The 18,150-nt window shown below is 67.7% G+C and carries 18 protein-coding genes and 1 pseudogene; 12 read left to right on the top strand and 7 right to left on the bottom strand.

Going from position 1 to position 18,150, the window contains the following annotated elements; translation table 11 throughout:
* Window positions 1-111: 111 nt before the first annotated feature.
* From M2428_RS03275 to M2428_RS03265, 3 genes are read right to left on the bottom strand one after another with little or no spacing between them, the layout of a single operon-like run.
* The gene (locus M2428_RS03275; protein WP_277523694.1) at window positions 112-1,056 is read right to left on the bottom strand and encodes a COX15/CtaA family protein; all 945 of its coding nucleotides are present in this window, start codon (window positions 1,054-1,056) and stop codon (window positions 112-114) included.
* Window positions 1,057-1,063: 7 nt separating this feature from the next.
* Complete coding sequence (locus M2428_RS03270; protein WP_277523693.1) at window positions 1,064-1,876, bottom strand: ABC transporter permease; 813 nt, start codon at window positions 1,874-1,876, stop codon at window positions 1,064-1,066.
* Window positions 1,873-2,841, bottom strand: a complete 969-nt coding sequence (locus tag M2428_RS03265) for an ABC transporter ATP-binding protein (RefSeq protein WP_277523691.1) — start codon at window positions 2,839-2,841, stop codon at window positions 1,873-1,875. Before M2428_RS03265 ends, M2428_RS03270 begins: the two co-directional genes overlap by 4 nt.
* 106 nt (window positions 2,842-2,947) lie before the next feature.
* Here M2428_RS03265 and M2428_RS03260 point away from each other — a divergent pair, with 106 nt between their 5' ends.
* From M2428_RS03260 to M2428_RS03230, 7 genes are all read left to right on the top strand, one after another.
* Window positions 2,948-3,820, top strand: coding sequence for a MarR family transcriptional regulator (locus M2428_RS03260; protein WP_277523689.1), 873 nt, complete (start codon window positions 2,948-2,950; stop codon window positions 3,818-3,820).
* Window positions 3,820-5,283: a Fe-S cluster assembly protein SufB gene (gene sufB / locus M2428_RS03255; RefSeq protein ID WP_090577773.1), complete on the top strand. Its 1,464-nt coding sequence runs from the start codon at window positions 3,820-3,822 to the stop codon at window positions 5,281-5,283. The genes M2428_RS03260 and sufB overlap by 1 nt, the downstream gene beginning before the upstream one ends.
* Window positions 5,283-6,569, top strand: coding sequence for a Fe-S cluster assembly protein SufD (gene sufD, locus M2428_RS03250; protein ID WP_277523686.1), 1,287 nt, complete (start codon window positions 5,283-5,285; stop codon window positions 6,567-6,569). Before sufB ends, sufD begins: the two co-directional genes overlap by 1 nt.
* Before the next feature lie 31 nt (window positions 6,570-6,600).
* The gene (locus M2428_RS03245; RefSeq protein WP_223917407.1) at window positions 6,601-6,960 is read left to right on the top strand and encodes a non-heme iron oxygenase ferredoxin subunit; all 360 of its coding nucleotides are present in this window, start codon (window positions 6,601-6,603) and stop codon (window positions 6,958-6,960) included.
* 89 nt (window positions 6,961-7,049) lie between these two features.
* Window positions 7,050-7,847: a Fe-S cluster assembly ATPase SufC gene (sufC, locus tag M2428_RS03240; protein ID WP_277523679.1), complete on the top strand. Its 798-nt coding sequence runs from the start codon at window positions 7,050-7,052 to the stop codon at window positions 7,845-7,847.
* A 13-nt stretch (window positions 7,848-7,860) separates the two neighbouring features.
* Window positions 7,861-8,193, top strand: a complete 333-nt coding sequence (locus M2428_RS03235; protein WP_056434018.1) for a metal-sulfur cluster assembly factor — start codon at window positions 7,861-7,863, stop codon at window positions 8,191-8,193.
* A 206-nt stretch (window positions 8,194-8,399) separates the two neighbouring features.
* Window positions 8,400-8,999 carry a hypothetical protein gene (locus M2428_RS03230; protein WP_277523674.1) on the top strand — a complete coding sequence of 200 codons (600 nt, stop codon included), beginning with the start codon at window positions 8,400-8,402 and terminating at the stop codon, window positions 8,997-8,999.
* 56 nt (window positions 9,000-9,055) lie between these two features.
* Here the strand turns inward: M2428_RS03230 and M2428_RS03225 are convergent, their stop codons facing one another.
* Window positions 9,056-9,943, bottom strand: coding sequence for a neutral zinc metallopeptidase (locus tag M2428_RS03225; RefSeq protein WP_277523672.1), 888 nt, complete (start codon window positions 9,941-9,943; stop codon window positions 9,056-9,058).
* Between the two features lie 58 nt (window positions 9,944-10,001).
* Here M2428_RS03225 and M2428_RS03220 point away from each other — a divergent pair, with 58 nt between their 5' ends.
* The 5 genes and pseudogenes from M2428_RS03220 (at window position 10,002) to M2428_RS03200 (ending at window position 15,222) form a co-directional block, all read left to right on the top strand.
* Window positions 10,002-11,480: an AMP-binding protein gene (locus tag M2428_RS03220; RefSeq protein WP_277523670.1), complete on the top strand. Its 1,479-nt coding sequence runs from the start codon at window positions 10,002-10,004 to the stop codon at window positions 11,478-11,480.
* A gap of 49 nt (window positions 11,481-11,529) precedes the next feature.
* Complete coding sequence (locus M2428_RS03215) at window positions 11,530-12,738, top strand: thiolase family protein (protein ID WP_277524517.1); 1,209 nt, start codon at window positions 11,530-11,532, stop codon at window positions 12,736-12,738.
* Window positions 12,739-13,010: 272 nt separating this feature from the next.
* Window positions 13,011-13,271 (top strand): annotated as a pseudogene (locus M2428_RS03210) (cyclase family protein); the annotation flags it as partial.
* A gap of 197 nt (window positions 13,272-13,468) precedes the next feature.
* A complete protein-coding gene (locus M2428_RS03205; protein WP_277523669.1) occupies window positions 13,469-13,924 on the top strand; it encodes a MarR family transcriptional regulator in 456 nt (151 codons plus the stop codon).
* Window positions 13,921-15,222 carry an MFS transporter gene (locus tag M2428_RS03200; RefSeq protein WP_277523667.1) on the top strand — a complete coding sequence of 434 codons (1,302 nt, stop codon included), beginning with the start codon at window positions 13,921-13,923 and terminating at the stop codon, window positions 15,220-15,222. The genes M2428_RS03205 and M2428_RS03200 overlap by 4 nt, the downstream gene beginning before the upstream one ends.
* Before the next feature lie 545 nt (window positions 15,223-15,767).
* Here M2428_RS03200 and M2428_RS03195 read toward each other — a convergent pair.
* The 3 genes from M2428_RS03195 to M2428_RS03185 are packed head-to-tail and all read right to left on the bottom strand — an operon-like array spanning window position 15,768 to window position 17,880.
* A complete protein-coding gene (locus M2428_RS03195; protein WP_277523665.1) occupies window positions 15,768-16,400 on the bottom strand; it encodes an energy-coupling factor transporter transmembrane protein EcfT in 633 nt (210 codons plus the stop codon).
* On the bottom strand, window positions 16,397-17,236 hold the full coding sequence (locus M2428_RS03190; protein WP_277523663.1) for an ABC transporter ATP-binding protein: 840 nt from the start codon (window positions 17,234-17,236) through the stop codon (window positions 16,397-16,399). The genes M2428_RS03195 and M2428_RS03190 overlap by 4 nt, the downstream gene beginning before the upstream one ends.
* Window positions 17,233-17,880, bottom strand: coding sequence for a biotin transporter BioY (locus M2428_RS03185; protein WP_277523662.1), 648 nt, complete (start codon window positions 17,878-17,880; stop codon window positions 17,233-17,235). The genes M2428_RS03190 and M2428_RS03185 overlap by 4 nt, the downstream gene beginning before the upstream one ends.
* Between the last annotated feature and the right edge of the window lie 270 nt (window positions 17,881-18,150).

Below are 18,150 nucleotides of genomic sequence, written 5' to 3'. Positions count from 1 at the left end.
CCGGACCGGATCGCAGACAGCAAACGCGGGATCACTTACCGCCCATTCCATATCGTTCCGGATGGGCGGTGAGTGACCCCGCGTTGCTTTGTTCAGAGGTTCTGCGGCTGGTTAGTCCACCGGGCTGTAGCGGGCCAGGTCCGCGGCGTTGGTGGCCGCGCTCATCAGCAGGGCCGCCGCCAGCATGTGCGCGCCGACGAGCAGCGCCGGGATGCCGTTGTAGTACTGCGTGAAGCCGATGACAGCCTGCAGCACTGTGACGCCCAGGAGCATGAACACCGCAGAGCGGAACGGCCCCTGAATCCGCCCGCGGACCACCAGGAACACCGCGAACAGCGCCCCGGCGGTCACCAGGTAGGCGGGCACTGCATGGATGTGCGCGAACAGGTCCCAGTCGAGATCGTTGCGCGGGGCGTTCGCGTCGCCGGCGTGCGGGCCGGCGCCGGTCACCACCACGCCGAGGCAGACGGCGACGGCGGAGAGAAGCGCGACGGCGGTCATCACCGGACGCGCCGCGCCCGGCAGGGCAGGAAGCTGCACGGTCCTGGCCTTGCCGGTTCGGCCGTAGGCCCGGTTCACCAACAGGGTCGCGAGGACCACGAGCGCCATGGAAACGAGGAAGTGCAGCCCTACAACCCACGGGTTCAGTTGGGTCAGGACCGTGATGCCGCCGATGACGGCCTGGGCCGGGATGCTCGCGAGCAGGCCGAGGGCCAGCAGGAAGAGGTCCCGGCGTTCCTTCCGGAGGTTCCACAGGTAGACGAGCATCATCACAGCGACGGCCGCCAGCGCGAACGTCAGGAGCCGGTTGCCGAATTCAATGATTCCGTGGAACCCCATTTCCGGGGTGGTCGCCAGGGATCCTTCGGTGCAGCGCGGCCAGGTGGGGCAGCCAAGGCCCGAGGCGGTCAGCCGCACGGCACCGCCGGTCACTACCAGCACGATCTGGCCGATGAGGGACAACACAGCCAGCCGCCTGACCGTCTTGTCCACGCTGACTGGCAGCCGGGAGGTGATTCCGGAGACGATCCGGGGAGTTCGTGACGCCGTGCTCACAGTTTTCTCAATTCCACTTGAACCAACGGGTTGCTGCGCCGCCGGCGATCGCCGTCCAGAGCAGCAGGACAAGCACGGCGGCACCATTGACGCTGCCGTACAGGAAAGCATCCCTCAGCGCCTGGCCCAGCGCGCCGGAGGGGAGGAAATGCACGACGGCCTGCGCCAGCGCGGGGAGCCGTTCGGCCGGGATGACGATCCCGCCCAGCGCGCCGAGGAGGATCCAGAGCAGGTTGGTGATGGCCAGGGTCGCCTCCGGCCGGACCGTCCCGGCGACCAGGAGCCCGAGCGCGGTGAAGGCTGCGGCCCCGAGCACCAGGATGGCCAAGCCGGGCAGCCAGCCGGCGGGGTTGGGCCGCCAACCCAGCATGAGGGCCGCCGCCGTCACGATGAGCACCTGCAGGAACAGGACGGCCAGGACGGCCAGGACCTTCCCCGCGATCAGTCCGGTGCGGCCCAGGGGAGTAGTGGAAAGAAAGCGCAGGACCCCGTAGCGGCGGTCGAAGCCGGTGGAGATGCCCTGCCCCGTGAAGGCCGTGGACATGGCGCACAGGGCCAGGATGCCAGGCACAGCGACGTTGATGCGGCTCGAACCGAGTCCGTCCAGAAGCGGTGTCACGGTCAAGCCGACCATCGCCAGTAGCGGCAGCACGATCGCGAGGATCAGCTGCTCGCCGTTCCTGAGCATCGTGATGGTCTCGTACTGCCCCTGCAACAGGATGCGGCGCAACAAGGAAGCCGGGGCGCTGCCATGCGCGGTACGGGGCGCGCTGGCGCGGTGTGCGCTCTCCAGCGGGGCGCCACCTGTTACGCGGGTCATCGGATCTCCCTTCCGGAGATGTCCAAAAAGACGTCCTCGAGGCTGCGGGCTTCAAGGCTCAGGGAGCTGGGCATGATCCCGCGCGCGGCCCACCAGGCGGTGATCGCGGCGAGGTCGGCGGGGGTCAGGGCGCCGGTCGCGGCGTAACTGCCGGCCCGCGCCTCCGTGACGTCGACGCCGTCGGGCAGTACGCCAGTGAAGTCCAGTCCGGGTTCGGTTTCGAACAGCAAGGTGCGGATGTGCTGCGATGCGTCGCCGGCGGGCAGCTGGTGCCGCAGGAGCTCGGCGACGGTGCCCTCGGCCACGTTACGGCCAGCGTCGATAATGTAGACATAGTCCGCGAGGCGTTGGGCGTCGTCCATCAGGTGTGTCGTCAGGATGATGCCCATGCCGCTGTTCCGCAGCTCGGAGATGAGGTCGAAGACCATCTGGCGGGATTGCGGGTCCAGACCCGCGCTCGGCTCGTCGAGGAAAAGCACCTCCGGATTGCCCACCAGCGCCGCGGCGAGGGCGAGGCGCTGTTTCTGCCCGCCGGACAGGCGCCGCACATTGGTGCGGCTGAAGGTGTCGATCCCCAGTCGTTCGATGAGCTCATCTACCGGCCACGGGTCCTGGTACATGCCGGCGATGTGCCGCAGCAGGGGAATGGGCCGGGCCGACGGCGGCAGGCCGCCGTCCTGCAGCATGACCCCCACGCGGGCGCGGAGTCCCGCGCCGGCCGAATCCGGGTCCTGGCCCAGTAGGCTGATGGCGCCGGCAGTGCGCTTCTGGAGCCCCTGGGCGCATTCGATGGTGGTGGTCTTGCCGGCGCCGTTGGCACCGAGCAGGGCCGTGACCTGGCCGCGTTCGGCCATGAGGGAAAGGCCGCTGACCACGCGCAGCATCTTGCCGTCGAGGGTGGGCAGGGGGCCAACATCCTTGACAAGCCCGCTGATGGTCAGAACGGGGGATTCGGGAGATCGCACCACAGCATTCTACGCGATGTAGTACGTCGGCTCCCCGGAGGGGAAGGCCCCGCAGGCAAGCCATGCCTTACTGGAATGCCGGAGTAAATTACGACATGATTGTGTTGTGTATTCCATGAGCCCCTCTGCGTCCGCAGCCCCGTCAGGGCGGCGCGGCGCCGCGCGCGTCGGGTCCGCCCGGGCACACGTGGCGGCCGTACCCGACGTCGTTCCCGCGGCCGCCGGCACCCACACCCACGACGCCGAAGAGCGCACGCGTGACCGCGTCCTGAACGCGGTGCTGGAGCATGGACCCATCAGCGCAGCCGAACTCGGCGACCTCCTGGGCTTCACCCCGGCAGCCGTGCGCCGCCACCTCGACCACCTCGCGCGCAGCGGGGTGATTGAGGTCAAGCGGGTTGCCCGCGCCGGAGCCGGCGCCGGACGGCCCGCCCGCCGCTACGTCCTGAGCTCTCAGGGCCAGTCGACCCTGGGCAACGACTACCTCGATATCGCCTCCGTCGCACTGCAGCGCCTCAGCGAGGCGGCCGGCCCCGAGGCAGTGCGGCAGTTCGCCGTCGAGCGGTTCGCCGACATGGAGCGCCGCTACGCACCCGAGATCGAGCAGGCCGGACCGGACATCACGGCCCGCGCCCAGGCTCTCTCCGAGGCGCTGAGCCGCGACGGTTTCGTGGCCTCGGCGCAGTCACTTGTGGCCAAGGCGCCGCTGCCGGCCGCGCTCTCCAGCGTCCAGCTCTGCCAGGGGCACTGCCCCATCCAGCACCTGGCTGCCCAGTTCCCCGTGTTCTGCGACGTGGAGACCGAAATGTTCGCCCGGCTGGTTGGCGTCGATGTACGCCGGCTGTCCACCCTGGCGCGCGGCGGCCACGTCTGCACCACCCACATACCTACGGGCCGTCCGGCCGCCGTCGGGACTCCCAGTCCCGCAGCCCCGGTCAACCCGGACGAAGTATCCAACCATCTCCAAGAAAGGCCGTGATGACGGACCAACTATCAGAGAAAAAGGTTGCTGACTCTACTGTGATTTCGGAGATTCTGGAAAAGAATCCCGAGCTCCACGGAATCGGCACGTATGAGTACGGCTGGGCCGACAAGAACGACGTCGGCGCCAACGCCCGCCGCGGCATCGATGAAGACGTTGTCCGCGACATTTCGGCCAAGAAGAACGAGCCGGAATGGATGCTCGACCTCCGCCTCAAGGGGCTGAAGTACTTCGACCGCAAGCCCATGCCCACCTGGGGCGCGGACCTGTCCGGCATCGACTTCGACAACATCAAGTACTTCGTGCGGTCCACCGAGAAGCAGGCCGCAACCTGGGAAGACCTCCCCGAGGACATCCGGAACACGTACGAGAAGCTGGGCATCCCGGAAGCCGAGCGCAGCCGCCTCGTCTCCGGCGTCGCCGCCCAGTACGAGTCTGAGGTTGTCTACCACCAGATCCGCGAGGACCTGGAACAGCAGGGCGTCATCTTCCTGGACACCGACACCGCGCTGCGCGAACACCCGGAGATCTTCCAGGAGTACTTCGGCACCATCATCCCGGTGGGCGACAACAAGTTCGCCTCGCTGAACACGGCCGTCTGGTCCGGCGGATCCTTCGTGTACGTGCCCAAGGGCGTCCACGTGGACATCCCGCTGCAGGCCTACTTCCGCATCAACACGGAAAACATGGGCCAGTTCGAGCGCACGCTGATCATCGCGGACGAGGACTCCTACGTCCACTACATCGAAGGCTGCACCGCGCCGATCTACACCTCGGACTCGCTGCACTCCGCCGTCGTGGAAATCATCGTGAAGAAGGGCGCCCGCGTCCGCTACACGACCATCCAGAACTGGTCCACGAACGTGTACAACCTGGTCACCAAGCGCGCCATCTGCGAAGAGAACGCCACCATGGAGTGGATCGATGGCAACATCGGCTCCAAGGTCACCATGAAGTACCCGGCCGTCTACCTCGTGGGTGAAGGCGCCAAGGGCGAGACCCTGTCCATCGCGTTCGCCGGCGAAGGCCAGCACCAGGACACCGGTTCCAAGATGGTCCACATCGCGCCCAACACCAAGAGCTCGATCATTTCCAAGTCCGTGGCCCGCGGCGGCGGCCGAGCTGCCTACCGCGGCCTGGTCCAGGTCCGCGAAGGCGCCAAACACTCGGCCAACACGGTCCGCTGTGACGCCCTGCTGGTGGACACCATCAGCCGGTCGGACACGTACCCCTACATCGACATCCGCGAGGACGACGTCACGATGGGCCACGAGGCCACGGTCTCGCGGGTCAGCGAAGAGCAGTTGTTCTACCTGATGTCCCGCGGCATGCGCGAAGACGAGGCCATGGCGATGATCGTCCGCGGCTTCATCGAGCCGATTGCCCGCGAACTGCCGATGGAATACGCCCTCGAGCTGAACCGACTGATTGAACTGCAGATGGAAGGATCGGTCGGTTAATGACTGACATCACTACTGAAAAGGCCCGCATCGGCGCGCCCTCAGCCCAGCCGTTCATCAACGGTTTCACCGAGGAAGGCGAAAGCCTTTCACCGCTGAACGCGGCGGAATCCAAATCGCCGCTGGCCGGCGAAGCCGTCAAGCGCCACTCGCACGGCGGCGGCGTCGGTGTTCCGGACAGCTCACGCGCCGGCCGCCTGACCTCCTACAAGCTGGCGGATTTCAAGCCGCTGACCGGCATGGAAGAGGACTGGCGATTCACCCCGCTCAAGCGCCTCCGCGGGCTGCACACCGAGGTCCTCAACGGTGCGGCGCCGTCCGTGAGCGTCACCGCTCCGGACAGCGTCAGGGTTGAGACCGTCGGCCGCGACGACAGCCGGATCGGCTCCGCCGCCATCCCCGAGGACCGCGTTTCCGCGAACGCCTGGGAGAACTTCGCCGAGGCCACCGTCCTCACGGTCCCGTCCGAGGTCCAGGTGGACGGCGAGGTCAGCGTACTGCTGACCGGCCAGGGCACCGAGGCTTCCGCGCAGCACGTCGTGATCGTCGCGGAGAAGTTCTCCAAGTCCGTCGTTGTCCTGGACCACCAGGGCACCGCCGTCGTCTCGGAAAACGTCGAAATCGTCGTGGAGGACGGCGCGCAGCTGACCGTCATCTCGCTCCAGGAATGGAACGACGACGCCGTGCACGCCTCCTCCCAGCAGGTCAAGCTCGGCCGCGACGCCAAGTTCAAGCACATCGTTGTCAGCCTCGGCGGCGACCTCGTGCGCGTCACGCCCTCGGCACGCTTCACCGCCCCGGGCGCCGAAGTGGAACTGTTCGGCCTGTACTTCGCCGACGCCGGACAGCACCTCGAACAGCGCCTGTTCGTGGACCACGCTGTGGCCAACTGCAAGTCCAACGTCCTTTACAAGGGCGCCCTGCAGGGCCGCAACGCGCACACCGTGTGGGTGGGCGACGTTCTGATCCGCAAGGAAGCAGAAGGCACCGACACCTACGAGGCCAACCGCAACCTGGTCCTGACCGACGGTGCCCGCGCCGATTCCGTGCCGAACCTTGAGATCGAGACCGGTCTGATCGCCGGCGCCGGCCACGCCAGCGCCACCGGACGTTTCGACGACCAGCACCTGTTCTACCTGATGGCCCGTGGCATCCCGGAAGAGGTGGCCCGCCGCCTGGTGGTCCGCGGGTTCCTGCACGAGATCATCCAGAAGATCAACGTTCCGGCCATCGAAGAGCGCCTCACGGAAGCTGTCGAGCGCGAACTCGCGGCAACGAACCACTAGTGCGCAGCACGAGAGAACACGGAACACATCAATGACTGAACAGCCAAAGGGCGAGCTAGTCTGCAACGCCAGCGAGATCCAACTCAAGCAGGCGCTGCGGATCCTGATCGACGACTACCCCGTAGCGATCGTGAAGGACTCGATGGGGGAGATCCACGCCATCGGCGACACCTGCTCGCACGCGGACATCTCCCTCTCCGAAGGAGAGGTTGAAGGCTGCAAGATCGAGTGCTGGGGCCACGGTTCCCAGTTCGACCTGCGCAGCGGCGAGCCGCTCCAGCTGCCAGCCTATGATCCTGTTCCCGTGTTTGCCGTGACCGTCCTGGATGACGAGGTCTACGTGGACTTCACCAACGTCCTGAACGGCGCCGAGGCTCCAAACTTCAGCTAGCTGCCTGCAGCCGGCAACTCGCACAAGAAAACTTATCGCCAAGAAAACGCACGGTGCCGGAGGGCACGGTGCAGAGGAGAACAAGATATATGTCGACTCTTGAGATCAAGGACCTGCACGTCAGCATTGACACCGAGCAGGGCACGAAGGAAATCCTGAAGGGCGTCAGCCTGACCATCAGGACCGGTGAGACGCACGCCATCATGGGCCCGAACGGTTCCGGCAAGTCCACGCTGGCGTCCACCATCGCCGGGCACCCGCGCTACAACGTCACCTCCGGCACCATCACGCTCGACGGTGAGGACGTCCTCGCGATGAGCGTCGACCACCGCGCCCGCGCCGGTCTGTTCCTCGCCATGCAGTACCCCGTCGAGGTCCCGGGCGTGAGCATGACCAACTTTCTGCGCACCGCCAAGACCGCGCTCGACGGCGAAGCACCGAAGCTGCGGACCTGGACCAAGGACGTCAAGGCGGCCATGGCGCAGCTGCGCATCGATGCCGACTTCACCCAGCGCAACGTCAACGAAGGCTTCTCCGGCGGCGAGAAGAAGCGCGTCGAAATCCTCCAGCTGGAGCTCTTCAAACCGAAGTTCGCCATCCTCGACGAGACCGACTCCGGCCTCGACGTCGACGCGCTCAAGGTTGTCTCCGAGGGCGTCAACCGCGCGCACGCCGAAGGCAATATGGGCACCCTGCTCATCACGCACTACACCCGGATCCTGCGCTACATCAAGCCGGACTTCGTGCACGTGTTCGTCGATGGCCAGGTTGTGGAAGAGGGCGGCCCGGAGCTCGCCGACCGCCTCGAAGACGAAGGCTACGACCGCTACGCCACCGGCGCAGGGGCGGCCACCATCGCTGCCGCCTCGGCTGCAGCCCAGGCGTAGTTAGGACTCCGCGATGACCGAACTCAATGTGGCCCGCACGGGCCTCGAGGATGTCGAAGAGGCGCTAAAGGATGTGATCGACCCGGAGCTCGGGGTCAACATCGTTGACCTGGGCCTGCTGTACGGTCTGAAGTACTCAGACGACGACGGCGCCCTGCTGATCGACATGACGCTCACCACCGCCGCCTGCCCGCTCACCGATGTCATCGAGGAGCAGGTCGGCAAGGCGCTGGACGGGGTGGTCGATGAATGGCGGCTCAACTGGGTGTGGATGCCGCCATGGGGTCCGGAACGGATCACCGAGGACGGGCGCGACCAGATGCGCGCTCTGGGCTTCAACATCTAGGTCCCCACGCGTAGCTCCACACGCACCGACGGGCCGGCACGGCCCGGGCTATGAACCACGGCGGCCCCACCTCACTGAGGTGGGGCCGCCGTCGTCTTGCCATCCGGCGTTCCCTTAACGGCGTGGCGGTGGTCTGATAAAGACAACAAGTCCACGCGGAAACAAGCAGCAGATCCGGCACACAGTCGAACAGGAGGCACACCGGAATGGATGCCACTGCACCATCGCGGCCCTCCGGCGCGGGCGGGGACTTTGTGGTTGTGGAGGACAGCGGCGAGTTCTCCTACTACCGCTCCAGGGAAGCCCTCCTGGCCGACTTTGAATATGTCGGCGAGGCCCGGTGCATCATTGACCGCGGCGCCACCACGTTCCGGCTCGAGCTGGACAAGCACCGCCATCTGAGGATGGGACCGCCCCTGGGGTCGGTGGAATTCCATTGGCTGCGCCAGGCCCTGGCCGACGCTCGCGACGTCCACCCGGAGGGGCACCGGCTCCAACGCGCCGACACGGCCGGGCTCGCCGGGCTGGTGGCCGGACTGTTCGAGACTCTGCAGCTGGAACGCGGAACGGATGCTGAGCTGGGGCTTTGGAGCCTGGACATCGACGGGCTTTCGACGCGGCGCAATGCGCTGGCCGACGTCGACCGCCTCCTGGCTGGGAATCACCAGCTGGACACAGTCCGGGTGACCGATCCGTTCGGGCACGAGTACCGTCCGGTGTGGCACCCGAAGCACCGGCACCTGGGCCACGCCGGATTCCTCAGCTACGTCGAAGTCCCAGTCCGGCGCTGGCCGCGACGCGGATGAGGCCACGCAGTTGACCTATGGCTTTGGGACTACCGGCTTGGGGCCGGGGTTTGGGGCTACGGCGTTGCCACCGCAAACGTGTCGCACTTGTTGATGTCCCCGGTCTTGTAGCCCTGGTAGAACCACTTCTGCCGCTGGGCACTTGAGCCGTGGGTCCATGCTTCCGGTGAGACGCGGCCCGTGGCGGCCTTCTGGATCCGGTCATCGCCCACGGCCGATGCGGCCGACAAGGCGTCCCGGATGTCCTTGTCCGTGAAGGGCTCGAGGTAGGGTTGGCCGGTCTTGGGGTCCGGCTGCGTCGTTGCATAGTGGGCCCACAGCCCTGCATAGCAGTCGGCCTGGAGCTCAACCCGGACACCCCCGGAGCCGGGGCCCTGGGGATCCTGCTGAGCCCGATCGAGGTCACCCAGGACGTTCTGGATGTGGTGGCCGAATTCGTGGGCCACCACATATTCCTGTGCCAGCGGGCCGCCGGAGGAGCCGAAGCGGTCGACGAGTTCCTGGAAGAAGCCGGGATCGAAGTATGCCGTGGTGTCGACGGGGCAGTAGAACGGTCCCACGTCTGAGGTGGCGGCGCCGCAGCCGGTGTTGGTTGCGCGGGCGAAGATCACGGCATCGGGCCGCGGGTACTTCGTGTTGTACTGCGCCAGGTAGGCCGGCCAGAAGGCATTCAGGCTGTTGACCGTGCCGGTGATCCTGCAGTCGAGGCGGGCGTCGGCGTCGGCGCCGTTCCGGCAGGCGGGGGCGGAGCCCTGGCTCTGCGACTGGGGGTCCTGGGCGGTGCCGGCCAGGCCTTCGAGGAGCTGGGGGTTGATGCCGAAGAGGGCTGCCAGCAGCAGGATGATGCCGCCGCCGATCCCGCCGCCGATCATGGGGCCGCGGCCCATCCCGCGGCGGTCCTGGACCTGTGACGGATCCAGCGGGGCGTTGTCGTTAAAGCTCATGGAGTCACAATATCCCGCACAGGCCGCCGGGGCGCCCGGCAACGGTAAAGTTGGTGCGATGCCTTTTCTCGACAGACTCCAGCGCTGGGCCGATGACCGTCCCGACGAGACAGCCGTCGTCGTGGCCGGAGAGCACCTCAGCTGGTCCGGCCTCCGGGACCAGGCGGCGGCGCTGGTGCCCTCGGCGCCTGCCATCACCGTGCTGTCGGAGCAAAATTCAACCCGCTTCGCCGTGGTGTTCGCGGCGGCCGTCGCTGGTGAGCGGCAGTGCGCCGTGCTGGATCCGGCCTGGCCGCAGCAATTGCAGGACGGCATCACCGCCCGCATTGCACGGATGGAAGCGGGCGCGGCGGATCCGCGCCCGGCGGGGCCGGTACCGGCGGGGCCGGTATCGGCGCTGCCGGCATCTCGGGGGACCGGGCTGGGCACTGAGCCGGGCATTGGGCTCGTTGACGGGCCGCCCGACACCTCCTTCCTGGTCGGCCTGACCTCCGGCACCACCTCGGTGCCCAAGGCGTTCACCCGCTCGCGGCGGTCGTGGCAGGAATCGTTCGAGGCCTCCATTGAATTCTTCGGGCTGACGCAGGATGACAGATCCCTGGCCCCCGGTCCGCTCGCGGCAAGCCTGAACCTCTACGCCCTCGCCGAATGCCTGTACGCCGGCGCGGAGTTCCACAGCCTGGACCACTTCGACGTCGGCGCCGCCCACGCGGCGGTCCGCCATGACGGCATCACCCGCCTGGTCCTGGTGCCCACCATGCTCCGGCTGCTCAGTGAGCGCGGCCTGGCGGGCGGGGTCGATGCCTCCGGCATCCGCAGCATCATCTGCGCCGGTTCCAAGCTGGACGCCCGGACACTGGAAGCGGCCCGGCGCTGGGCACCGAACGCCACCATTTTCGAATACTACGGAGCATCGGAGCTCAGCTTCGTCTCGGGCGCCGGGCTGCGTCCGGGTGAACCCGTTGAGCCGGGCGGGACCGGCATCGGGAAGCCCTTTCCCGGCGTCGATATCCGCATCCTGGATGATCACGGCGCCGAGCTCCCGGACGGCGGCGACGGCAACATCTGCGTCCGCAGCGGCATGGTCAGCAACGGCTACCTGTGGGGTGACGACGGCCAGGCGCTGCGCTGTTTCGACGGCTGGTACACCGTGGGGGACCAAGGGTACCTCTCCTGCGGGACCCTGCACATGCTGGGCCGCCGCTCCGACATGATCATCACCGCCGGCACCAACGTCTACCCGCACGAAGTCGAGATGGCCCTGGCCTCCGTCCCCGGCGTTGCGGCGGCCGTGGCCGCCGGCATGGCAGATGACCTCCGCGGCCAGCGCGTCGTGGCCGGCGTGGTGCCCTCGCACGGGGCGGTAACCGCCACCCAGCTGAGGTCCGGGATCGACGATGTGCTGGCCCGGAACAAGCGCCCCCTGGAGTACTTCGCGCTGACGGAGCTGCCCCTGACGGACCGGGGCAAGATCAGCCGGCAACTGCTCCTCGACTGGGTAGTCCGGAACGATCCCAGGATCCGGCGCCTTGGCTGAGCCGCGCGTGGGCAGGGGGACGGCTTCAACCGGGCCGTCTTCACTCGGGCTGGCATTCCCTGGACCGTCCTTCCCCGGGCTGCTGCCGGAGGACCGGCAGCCGGTGATCATCGCCGCGCGCCGGACACCGCTCTGCCGGGCCAACGGGGCCCTGAAGAAGCTGCGCGCCCACGAACTCCTGGCCCCGGTGCTCCGCAGCCTGCTCGCCGAGGCGGGCGGCGACCTCGCCGCGGAGTCGGTGTCCGACGTCGTGATCGGCAACGCCGTGGGCGGCGGCGGGAACGTGGCCCGGCTCGCCGCGCTGGAGGCCGGCCTACCCGTCACCGTGCCCGGCGTCACGGTGGACCGGCAATGCGGCTCGGGTCTGGACGCGATCGTCCTGGCCTCCCGGCTGGTCGCGGCGGGCGGCGGCGGCCTGTACCTGGCCGGCGGGGTCGAGAGCATCAGCACGGCTCCGCTCCGGGCCCACCGGAACGACGACGGCAGCCCGGACTATTACACCCGGGCCCAGTTCGCACCTCTTAGCCTCGGCGATCCCGACATGGGAGTGGCGGCCGAGAACGTCGCCGCCCACTTCGGCATCAGCCGGGAACGCCAGGACGCCTTCGCGCTCCGCAGCCACCATCGTGCCCTGGCCGCCGCCGCTGCCGGGACGTTCGACGGCGAGATTGTGCCCCTCGCCGCGGGCTCCGGGGCGGCCGCGACAGCCGACGACGGTCCCAGACCGAGTCTGGGCCCTGCCCTGATGGCCCGGTTCGCGGCCGTGTTTGCCAGCGGTGGCACGGTAACGGCCGGGAACTCGTGCTTCGACGCCGACGGCGCCGCCGCCGTGGTCATTACGTCCGTGGAACATGCCCGCCGGCTGGGCGCCGCGGACGGGTTGCTCGTGCTGGGAACCAACACCGCCGGGGTGGCGCCGCAGCTTCTGGGCGTCGGCGCGGCCGCAGCAGCCGAACAGCTCCTCGCGGCACACGGGCTGACGGCCGCGGACCTGGGCCTGGTGGAATTCAATGAGGCCTTTGCCGCCCAAACGCTCGCCTGTTTTGACCAGCTGGGAATTGACCCGGAGCAGGCCAACCTCGACGGCGGGGCCCTGGCTCTAGGCCACGCCTATGGAGCCTCGGGCGCGGTGCTGGTCACCCGGCTGCTGGCACAGGCGCGCAGGTCCGGTCAGCCGGGCCAGCTAGCCCTGGCGATGATCAGCATTGCAGGCGGCATGGGCACAGCCGCGCTGCTGGGGTACACGCGCTTCACCTGACCCTCCCCGGGGACATGCCCATTCTTCGCCGCGTCTGGCGGACATCCGGGCCACATATGTCCACTGGCTGCGGGCAGGGGAGCGCATGCCCCTCTGCCCGGTGCGGACATGCCCTGCCCTGGCACCGCGGAACGGACATGCCCATTCTTCGCCGCGTCTGGTGGACATGCGGGCCACATGTACACTGGCTGCGGGCAGGGGAGCGCATGCCCCTCTGCCCGGTGCGGACATGCCCTGCCCTGGCACCGCGGAAGGGGCATGTCCACTGGCGAGTTGCGGCCGATAACTTCGCCCTCGAATGCCTGCCCGCCGTACCCGGAAGCCCCTTCCTGCACTCCGCCCCGAACGACCACGGCATGATGCACCAGCAACTCCTCGCCAAACTCGGCATGCCCCTGGGCGAACTGTGGCGGCTCGGGCCCCTCAGCCGACACCGGAAAACCACCGGCCGCTGGGACGCCTTCATCAGCATCAAACCGCTGAACATCACCGGAGGCACCGGGTCACCTGCGAACGCCACCGCAGTGACGTGACCCGGACTAGGTGCCGACTGACGCAGAACCCAGTCCGCCCCACCGCACCCTGAACGCCGAAGGGCGGTGCCGTCAGATTGGGCTCGGGCCTCCCAGCAGTGGCTATGCTCTTTCTCTCCGATAGACGAGTAGAATAGTAATTAGCATTGCTAATTAGCGCAGCTAACTATTTCGGCCGGGCAGGCCCTGGAGGCACCATGACCACCACCCACGATCCCCATTACGCAGGGGATAGCATCCGACCCGATATTTTGGCGATCGAGCTCCGGACAGCCGTCATGCGCACGTCCCGCCGGCTCCGCATTGAGGCAAGCGGTGACGTTCTTACGCCGGGACAGTACACAGTCCTGGCACATCTTCGAAGCGGCTCCCAAACCCTTCGCGAACTGGCCGAGCTGGAGCATGTTCAGGCGCCATCGATGACCCGGATAGTCAACGCGCTGACGGACCAGGGGTTTGTGTCGCGGTCAGCGCATCCCGAGGACGGCCGTCAGGTTCTCGTCTGGATTACTCCGGCCGGTGAGGCCGTCCTGAACGAGGCCCGCAGCCAGCGGACAGCATGGCTGGCGCAGCGGGTCGCCGTGCTGAGTGACGAGGATCGTCTGACGCTGAGCCGCGCCGCTCGCATTATGCAGGAGTTGAGCGCCAGATGAGTGTCATGTTCCGGGCGCTGGGGAACCGCAACTACCGGATGTGGGCCGGCGGGGCCTTGGTGTCCAACATCGGCACCTGGATGCAGCGAGTGGCGCAGGACTGGCTGGTGCTGACGGTGTTGACCGACCACTCGGGTACCGCCGTCGGCATCACGACAGGACTGCAGTTCCTTCCGATGCTTCTCCTTGGCCCGTACGCGGGCGTTCTTGCGGACCGGTACCGCAAACTGGTGATCCTAAAGTGGACGCAGACGGCCATGGGCCTGTGCGGACTGCTGGTCGGGCTCTTAGTCCTGACCGGTTCGGCGCAGTTGTGGCAGGTCTATGTGGCGGCTCTGTGCCTCGGGGTGGCCAGCGCTATTGACGGACCGGCCCGCCAGGCCTTTGTCTCCGAGCTGGTGGGGCAGGACAACGTTTCAAATGCCGTGGCGCTCAACTCCGCTTCCTTTAACACTGCCCGACTGACTGGGCCCGCCATCGCCGGTGTGCTCATTGCCTGGGTCGGCACGGGACCCGTTTTCCTGCTCAACGCAGCCAGCTTCGCCGCGGTCATCATCTCCCTGTGGCGAATACGTCAGTCCGGGCTGTTCCCGACAGTGCCGGCACGCAATGGCAAGCATCCGGTTGCCGAGGGCTTGGCATACGTAAGTCGACGCCGGGATCTGGTGCTCATTCTCGTCATGGTCGGGATCCTGGGAGCCTTCGGCATGAATTTCGCCATTACCAACGCACTGATGGCCACCGCGGAATTCGGCATGGGGCCGGGGGAGTTCGGGCTCCTGGGCTCCATCATGGCCGTGGGGACTTTGGCCGGTGCGCTGCTGGCGGCCCGCAGGTCCGGTCCGCGGCTGCGTTTCGTGCTGGGCGGTGCCCTCGGATTGGGTTTCTTCACGCTCGTGGGCAGCGTGTCCCCTTCGTTTTGGCTCTATGCAGCCGTCCTAATTCCGGTGGGCCTTGCATCAATGACCTTCCTGAACAGCTGCAATACGAGTATCCAGCTCTCGGTGGAGCCGCAATTCCGGGGGCGGGTGCTGGCGCTGTATCTGGCGGTCCTGCAGGGCGGGACCGCCCTCGGGGCGCCTCTGATGGGTTGGATTGGTACTGAATTCGGCGCGCGTTGGTCGGTTGCCGCCGGGGGCTCCATCGTGCTGCTCACCGGCCTGTGCTCGGTGATCGTGGTCAGCCGCAGCAGCAGTTTGACCTTTCGAGATCAACTTCGGACTGTGGTCGTCAGGAAGCGCTCCCGCAACGGGCCGACTCAGGACACAGAGGCCGCCGGCCAAGCTCGGGGCGTCTGAGGCGGCCAAATGCTGGCGCCGGGGACGAACATGTCCACGCCAGCCTCGGTGGGACATGCCCATTCTTCGGCGCGAGGAGTGGACATTGGGGCCATATGTCCACTGGCTGCGGCCACGGGAGGGCATGCCCATTGGCCAACCCGGCGCGGCAGCCCTGCCGCAGGCAACCTGATTGGAACATGCCCAATCTTCGGCGCGAGGAGTGGACATTAGGGCCATATGTCCACTGGCTGCGGCTAGGGGAGGGCATGCCCATTTTCCGAACCTGCGCGGCAGCTCTTCCGCGGGCAACGTGATTGGGACCTGTCCATTCTTGGGCGGCAGGAGTGGACATTGGGGCCATATGTCCACTGGCTGCGGCCACGGGAGGGCATGCCCATTTTCTGAACCTGCGGGGCAGTTCTTCCGCAGACAACCTGATTGGGACATGCCCATTCTTCGGCGCGAGCAGTGGACATTGGGGCCATATGTCCACTGGCTGCGGCCACGGGAGGGCATGCCCATTGGCCACCCCGGCGCGGCAGCCAGTCCAGGCACCCTAGGAGCTAATCCTCGGGATCCTCCGGCTCGCCCAGTCCCCGGGCGGCGAGGGCTTCGCCGGTCTGCCGGGCGAAGGCCACCGTGCTGATGAAGACAGGCAGCACAAGAGCCCGCGGGTTGCGTTCGAGCCCGCGTGCCCGGGCGGAGTCGCGCACGTCCATGTAGGCCCCGGCCACGAAGGGGATGCTGCGGAGCATGATGGCAATGGTCAGGGCGAAGCGTTCGGGATCCGCGCCGAAGCGCCGGAACGGCCGGGCCAGGGACGCCACGCCGTCGAGCAGCGCCTGCACCGAGGTGGTGGCGGTCAGGATTGAGGCCGCGACAACGCAGACCAGGATGTTCAGCACGATCCTGGCGGCCGTGGGTGCGCCCAGCTGCCACCACTGGAAGGCACCGATCGCCAGGAGTACCGGCAGGACCGGGCGCACGGCGCGCAACAGCCGGGCCGGACCCGCCCCGCTGAGCAGGAACAGCCCGCACAGCATCGCCAGCACGGCGGCCGACACGGCCCAGTCGGCGATCAGGAACGACGCCATTCCGCACCCAAGGACCAGCAGGAACTTCAGCCACAGGGGCACCCGGTGGATCAGGGACCTGCCCGGCACGTACGCCGCGAGGAGAAAGCCGTGGCTGCTCACGACTGCTCCAGCCGGGCCTGTTCCGGCACGGCCCGCTCAAGTCCGCCGCCGCCGAGCCCCCCGCCGCCGGCCAAGCCGCCGCCACGCAAGTCGAGCCCCCCGCCGCCGGCTGGCCCGCCACCGGGTGCAGGCAGGCCCGCAGCGCTAAGGGCGCGATAGTGCGCGACGGCGGCCGCCGGTCCGCCGTCGAACACCACCTTCCCGTCCTCCACCACGAGGACGCGGTCCATATCCAGGGCCAGATCGAGGTCGTGGGTGGACAGGACCACCTGCTGGCGGAGTCCGGCCAGCGTGCGCCGCAGGAGTTCGCGGTTGCGGAGGTCCAGCAGTGTGGAGGGCTCGTCGAGAACCAGCACGGCCGGATCGACGGCCAGGACCGCGGCCAGCGCCAAGAGCTGGCGTTCGCCGCCGGAGAGCTCGTAGATGCTCTGGTCCGCCAGGGGCAGGAGGCCGAACCTTTCCAGGACTGATTCCGCGCGGGCCCGGCGCTCTGTGCCGTTGCGGATGGAGCGCCGCAGGGACAGTTCCACATCCTCGCGGCCGGTGGGCATGACGAGCTGGGAGAGCGGATCCGTGAAGACAAAGCCCACGCGCCGGCGGACCTCCCGGACCGAGCGGACGGTATCGGCGCCGTCGACCCGCACGGTGCCGTCGCTGGGTGCCACGAGCCCGTTGAGGAGCCGCAAGAGGGTGGATTTCCCCGAGCCGTTGGCCCCGATTACCCCGACCCGCCGTTCCGTGAGGTCCAGCGAAAGCTCCTGGAGCAGCGTCTTGGGTGCGGGCCGGCCGTCAACCGACACCCGCACCCTCACGCGGTCCAGGACGATGCTGCTCACGGGCGGGGGTCAGCCGTCCGGACGCGGCGGAGCAGCAGATCCGGGAAGGCCTTGTGCAGGGCCAGGGCGATGCTGACGGCCAGGACGTTCTTGATGATGTCGCCGGGATAGAACGCGAGATCGGCAAGGAAGGCTTTGGAGAAGTCCAGCTTGGCGTTGACCATCATGCCCAGGATGCCCAGGCCGTGGATGAAGACGATGCTGCTCACCATGGCGCCAGCGAACAGGAGGATGGGGCGCAGTTTGCCGGTGCGCTTGGCGGTGCGGGCCAGCACGACGGCGGCCAGCCAGCCAACGGCTGTGGCGGCAAACAGGAATCCGATGATGTAGCCGGCGGAGGGCCCGGCGAGGACGCCCAGCCCGCTGCGGCCACCGCTGAAGATCGGCAGGCCCGCTAAACCCAGGAGCAAATAGAGGCCGACGGCGGCGAAGGCCCGGGCCGGGCCGAGGGCCAGTCCGGTGAGCATGACGGCAAGGGTCTGCAGCGTGATCGGCACGCCGAGACCCCCGACCGGAATAGCGGCGATCAGCGCCGAACCGGCCACCAGTGCGGCGAAGACGGCGATGAGCCCAAGGTCGGTGGCATTCCAGCGGCTCCGGCGGCGCGGGGTCCTGGCTGTGGCGGGATGGTCGGTTTGCGTCATGGCGTTCCTGTCGGGTGCTGCTGCGGATGTCGGACTAGTGATATCGACTGTACGGTCGCGGCGGGGCGGGTTTTTTGTAGGTGCCCCACTAACCGGCGACCCGGAAGCTGGAGGGCGCCGCCAATGACGACCGGCCAGGGGATCGCGCCGGCCGCCGGCTGCTGCCATATGAGCCCATGTCAGGGAGAAGGGGCGGTGCCGGTAGACTTGTAAAGGCCGTGCTCTCGCACCGCCCTGCCCCGGCTCCGCCCAGACTCCACCCGTTGCGCC

Source organism: Arthrobacter sp. ES3-54 (assembly GCF_029504395.1).
Classification (GTDB): domain Bacteria; phylum Actinomycetota; class Actinomycetes; order Actinomycetales; family Micrococcaceae; genus Arthrobacter.
Note: the sequence above shows the minus strand (reverse complement) of the source record. Positions and strands in the feature narration are given on the sequence as shown.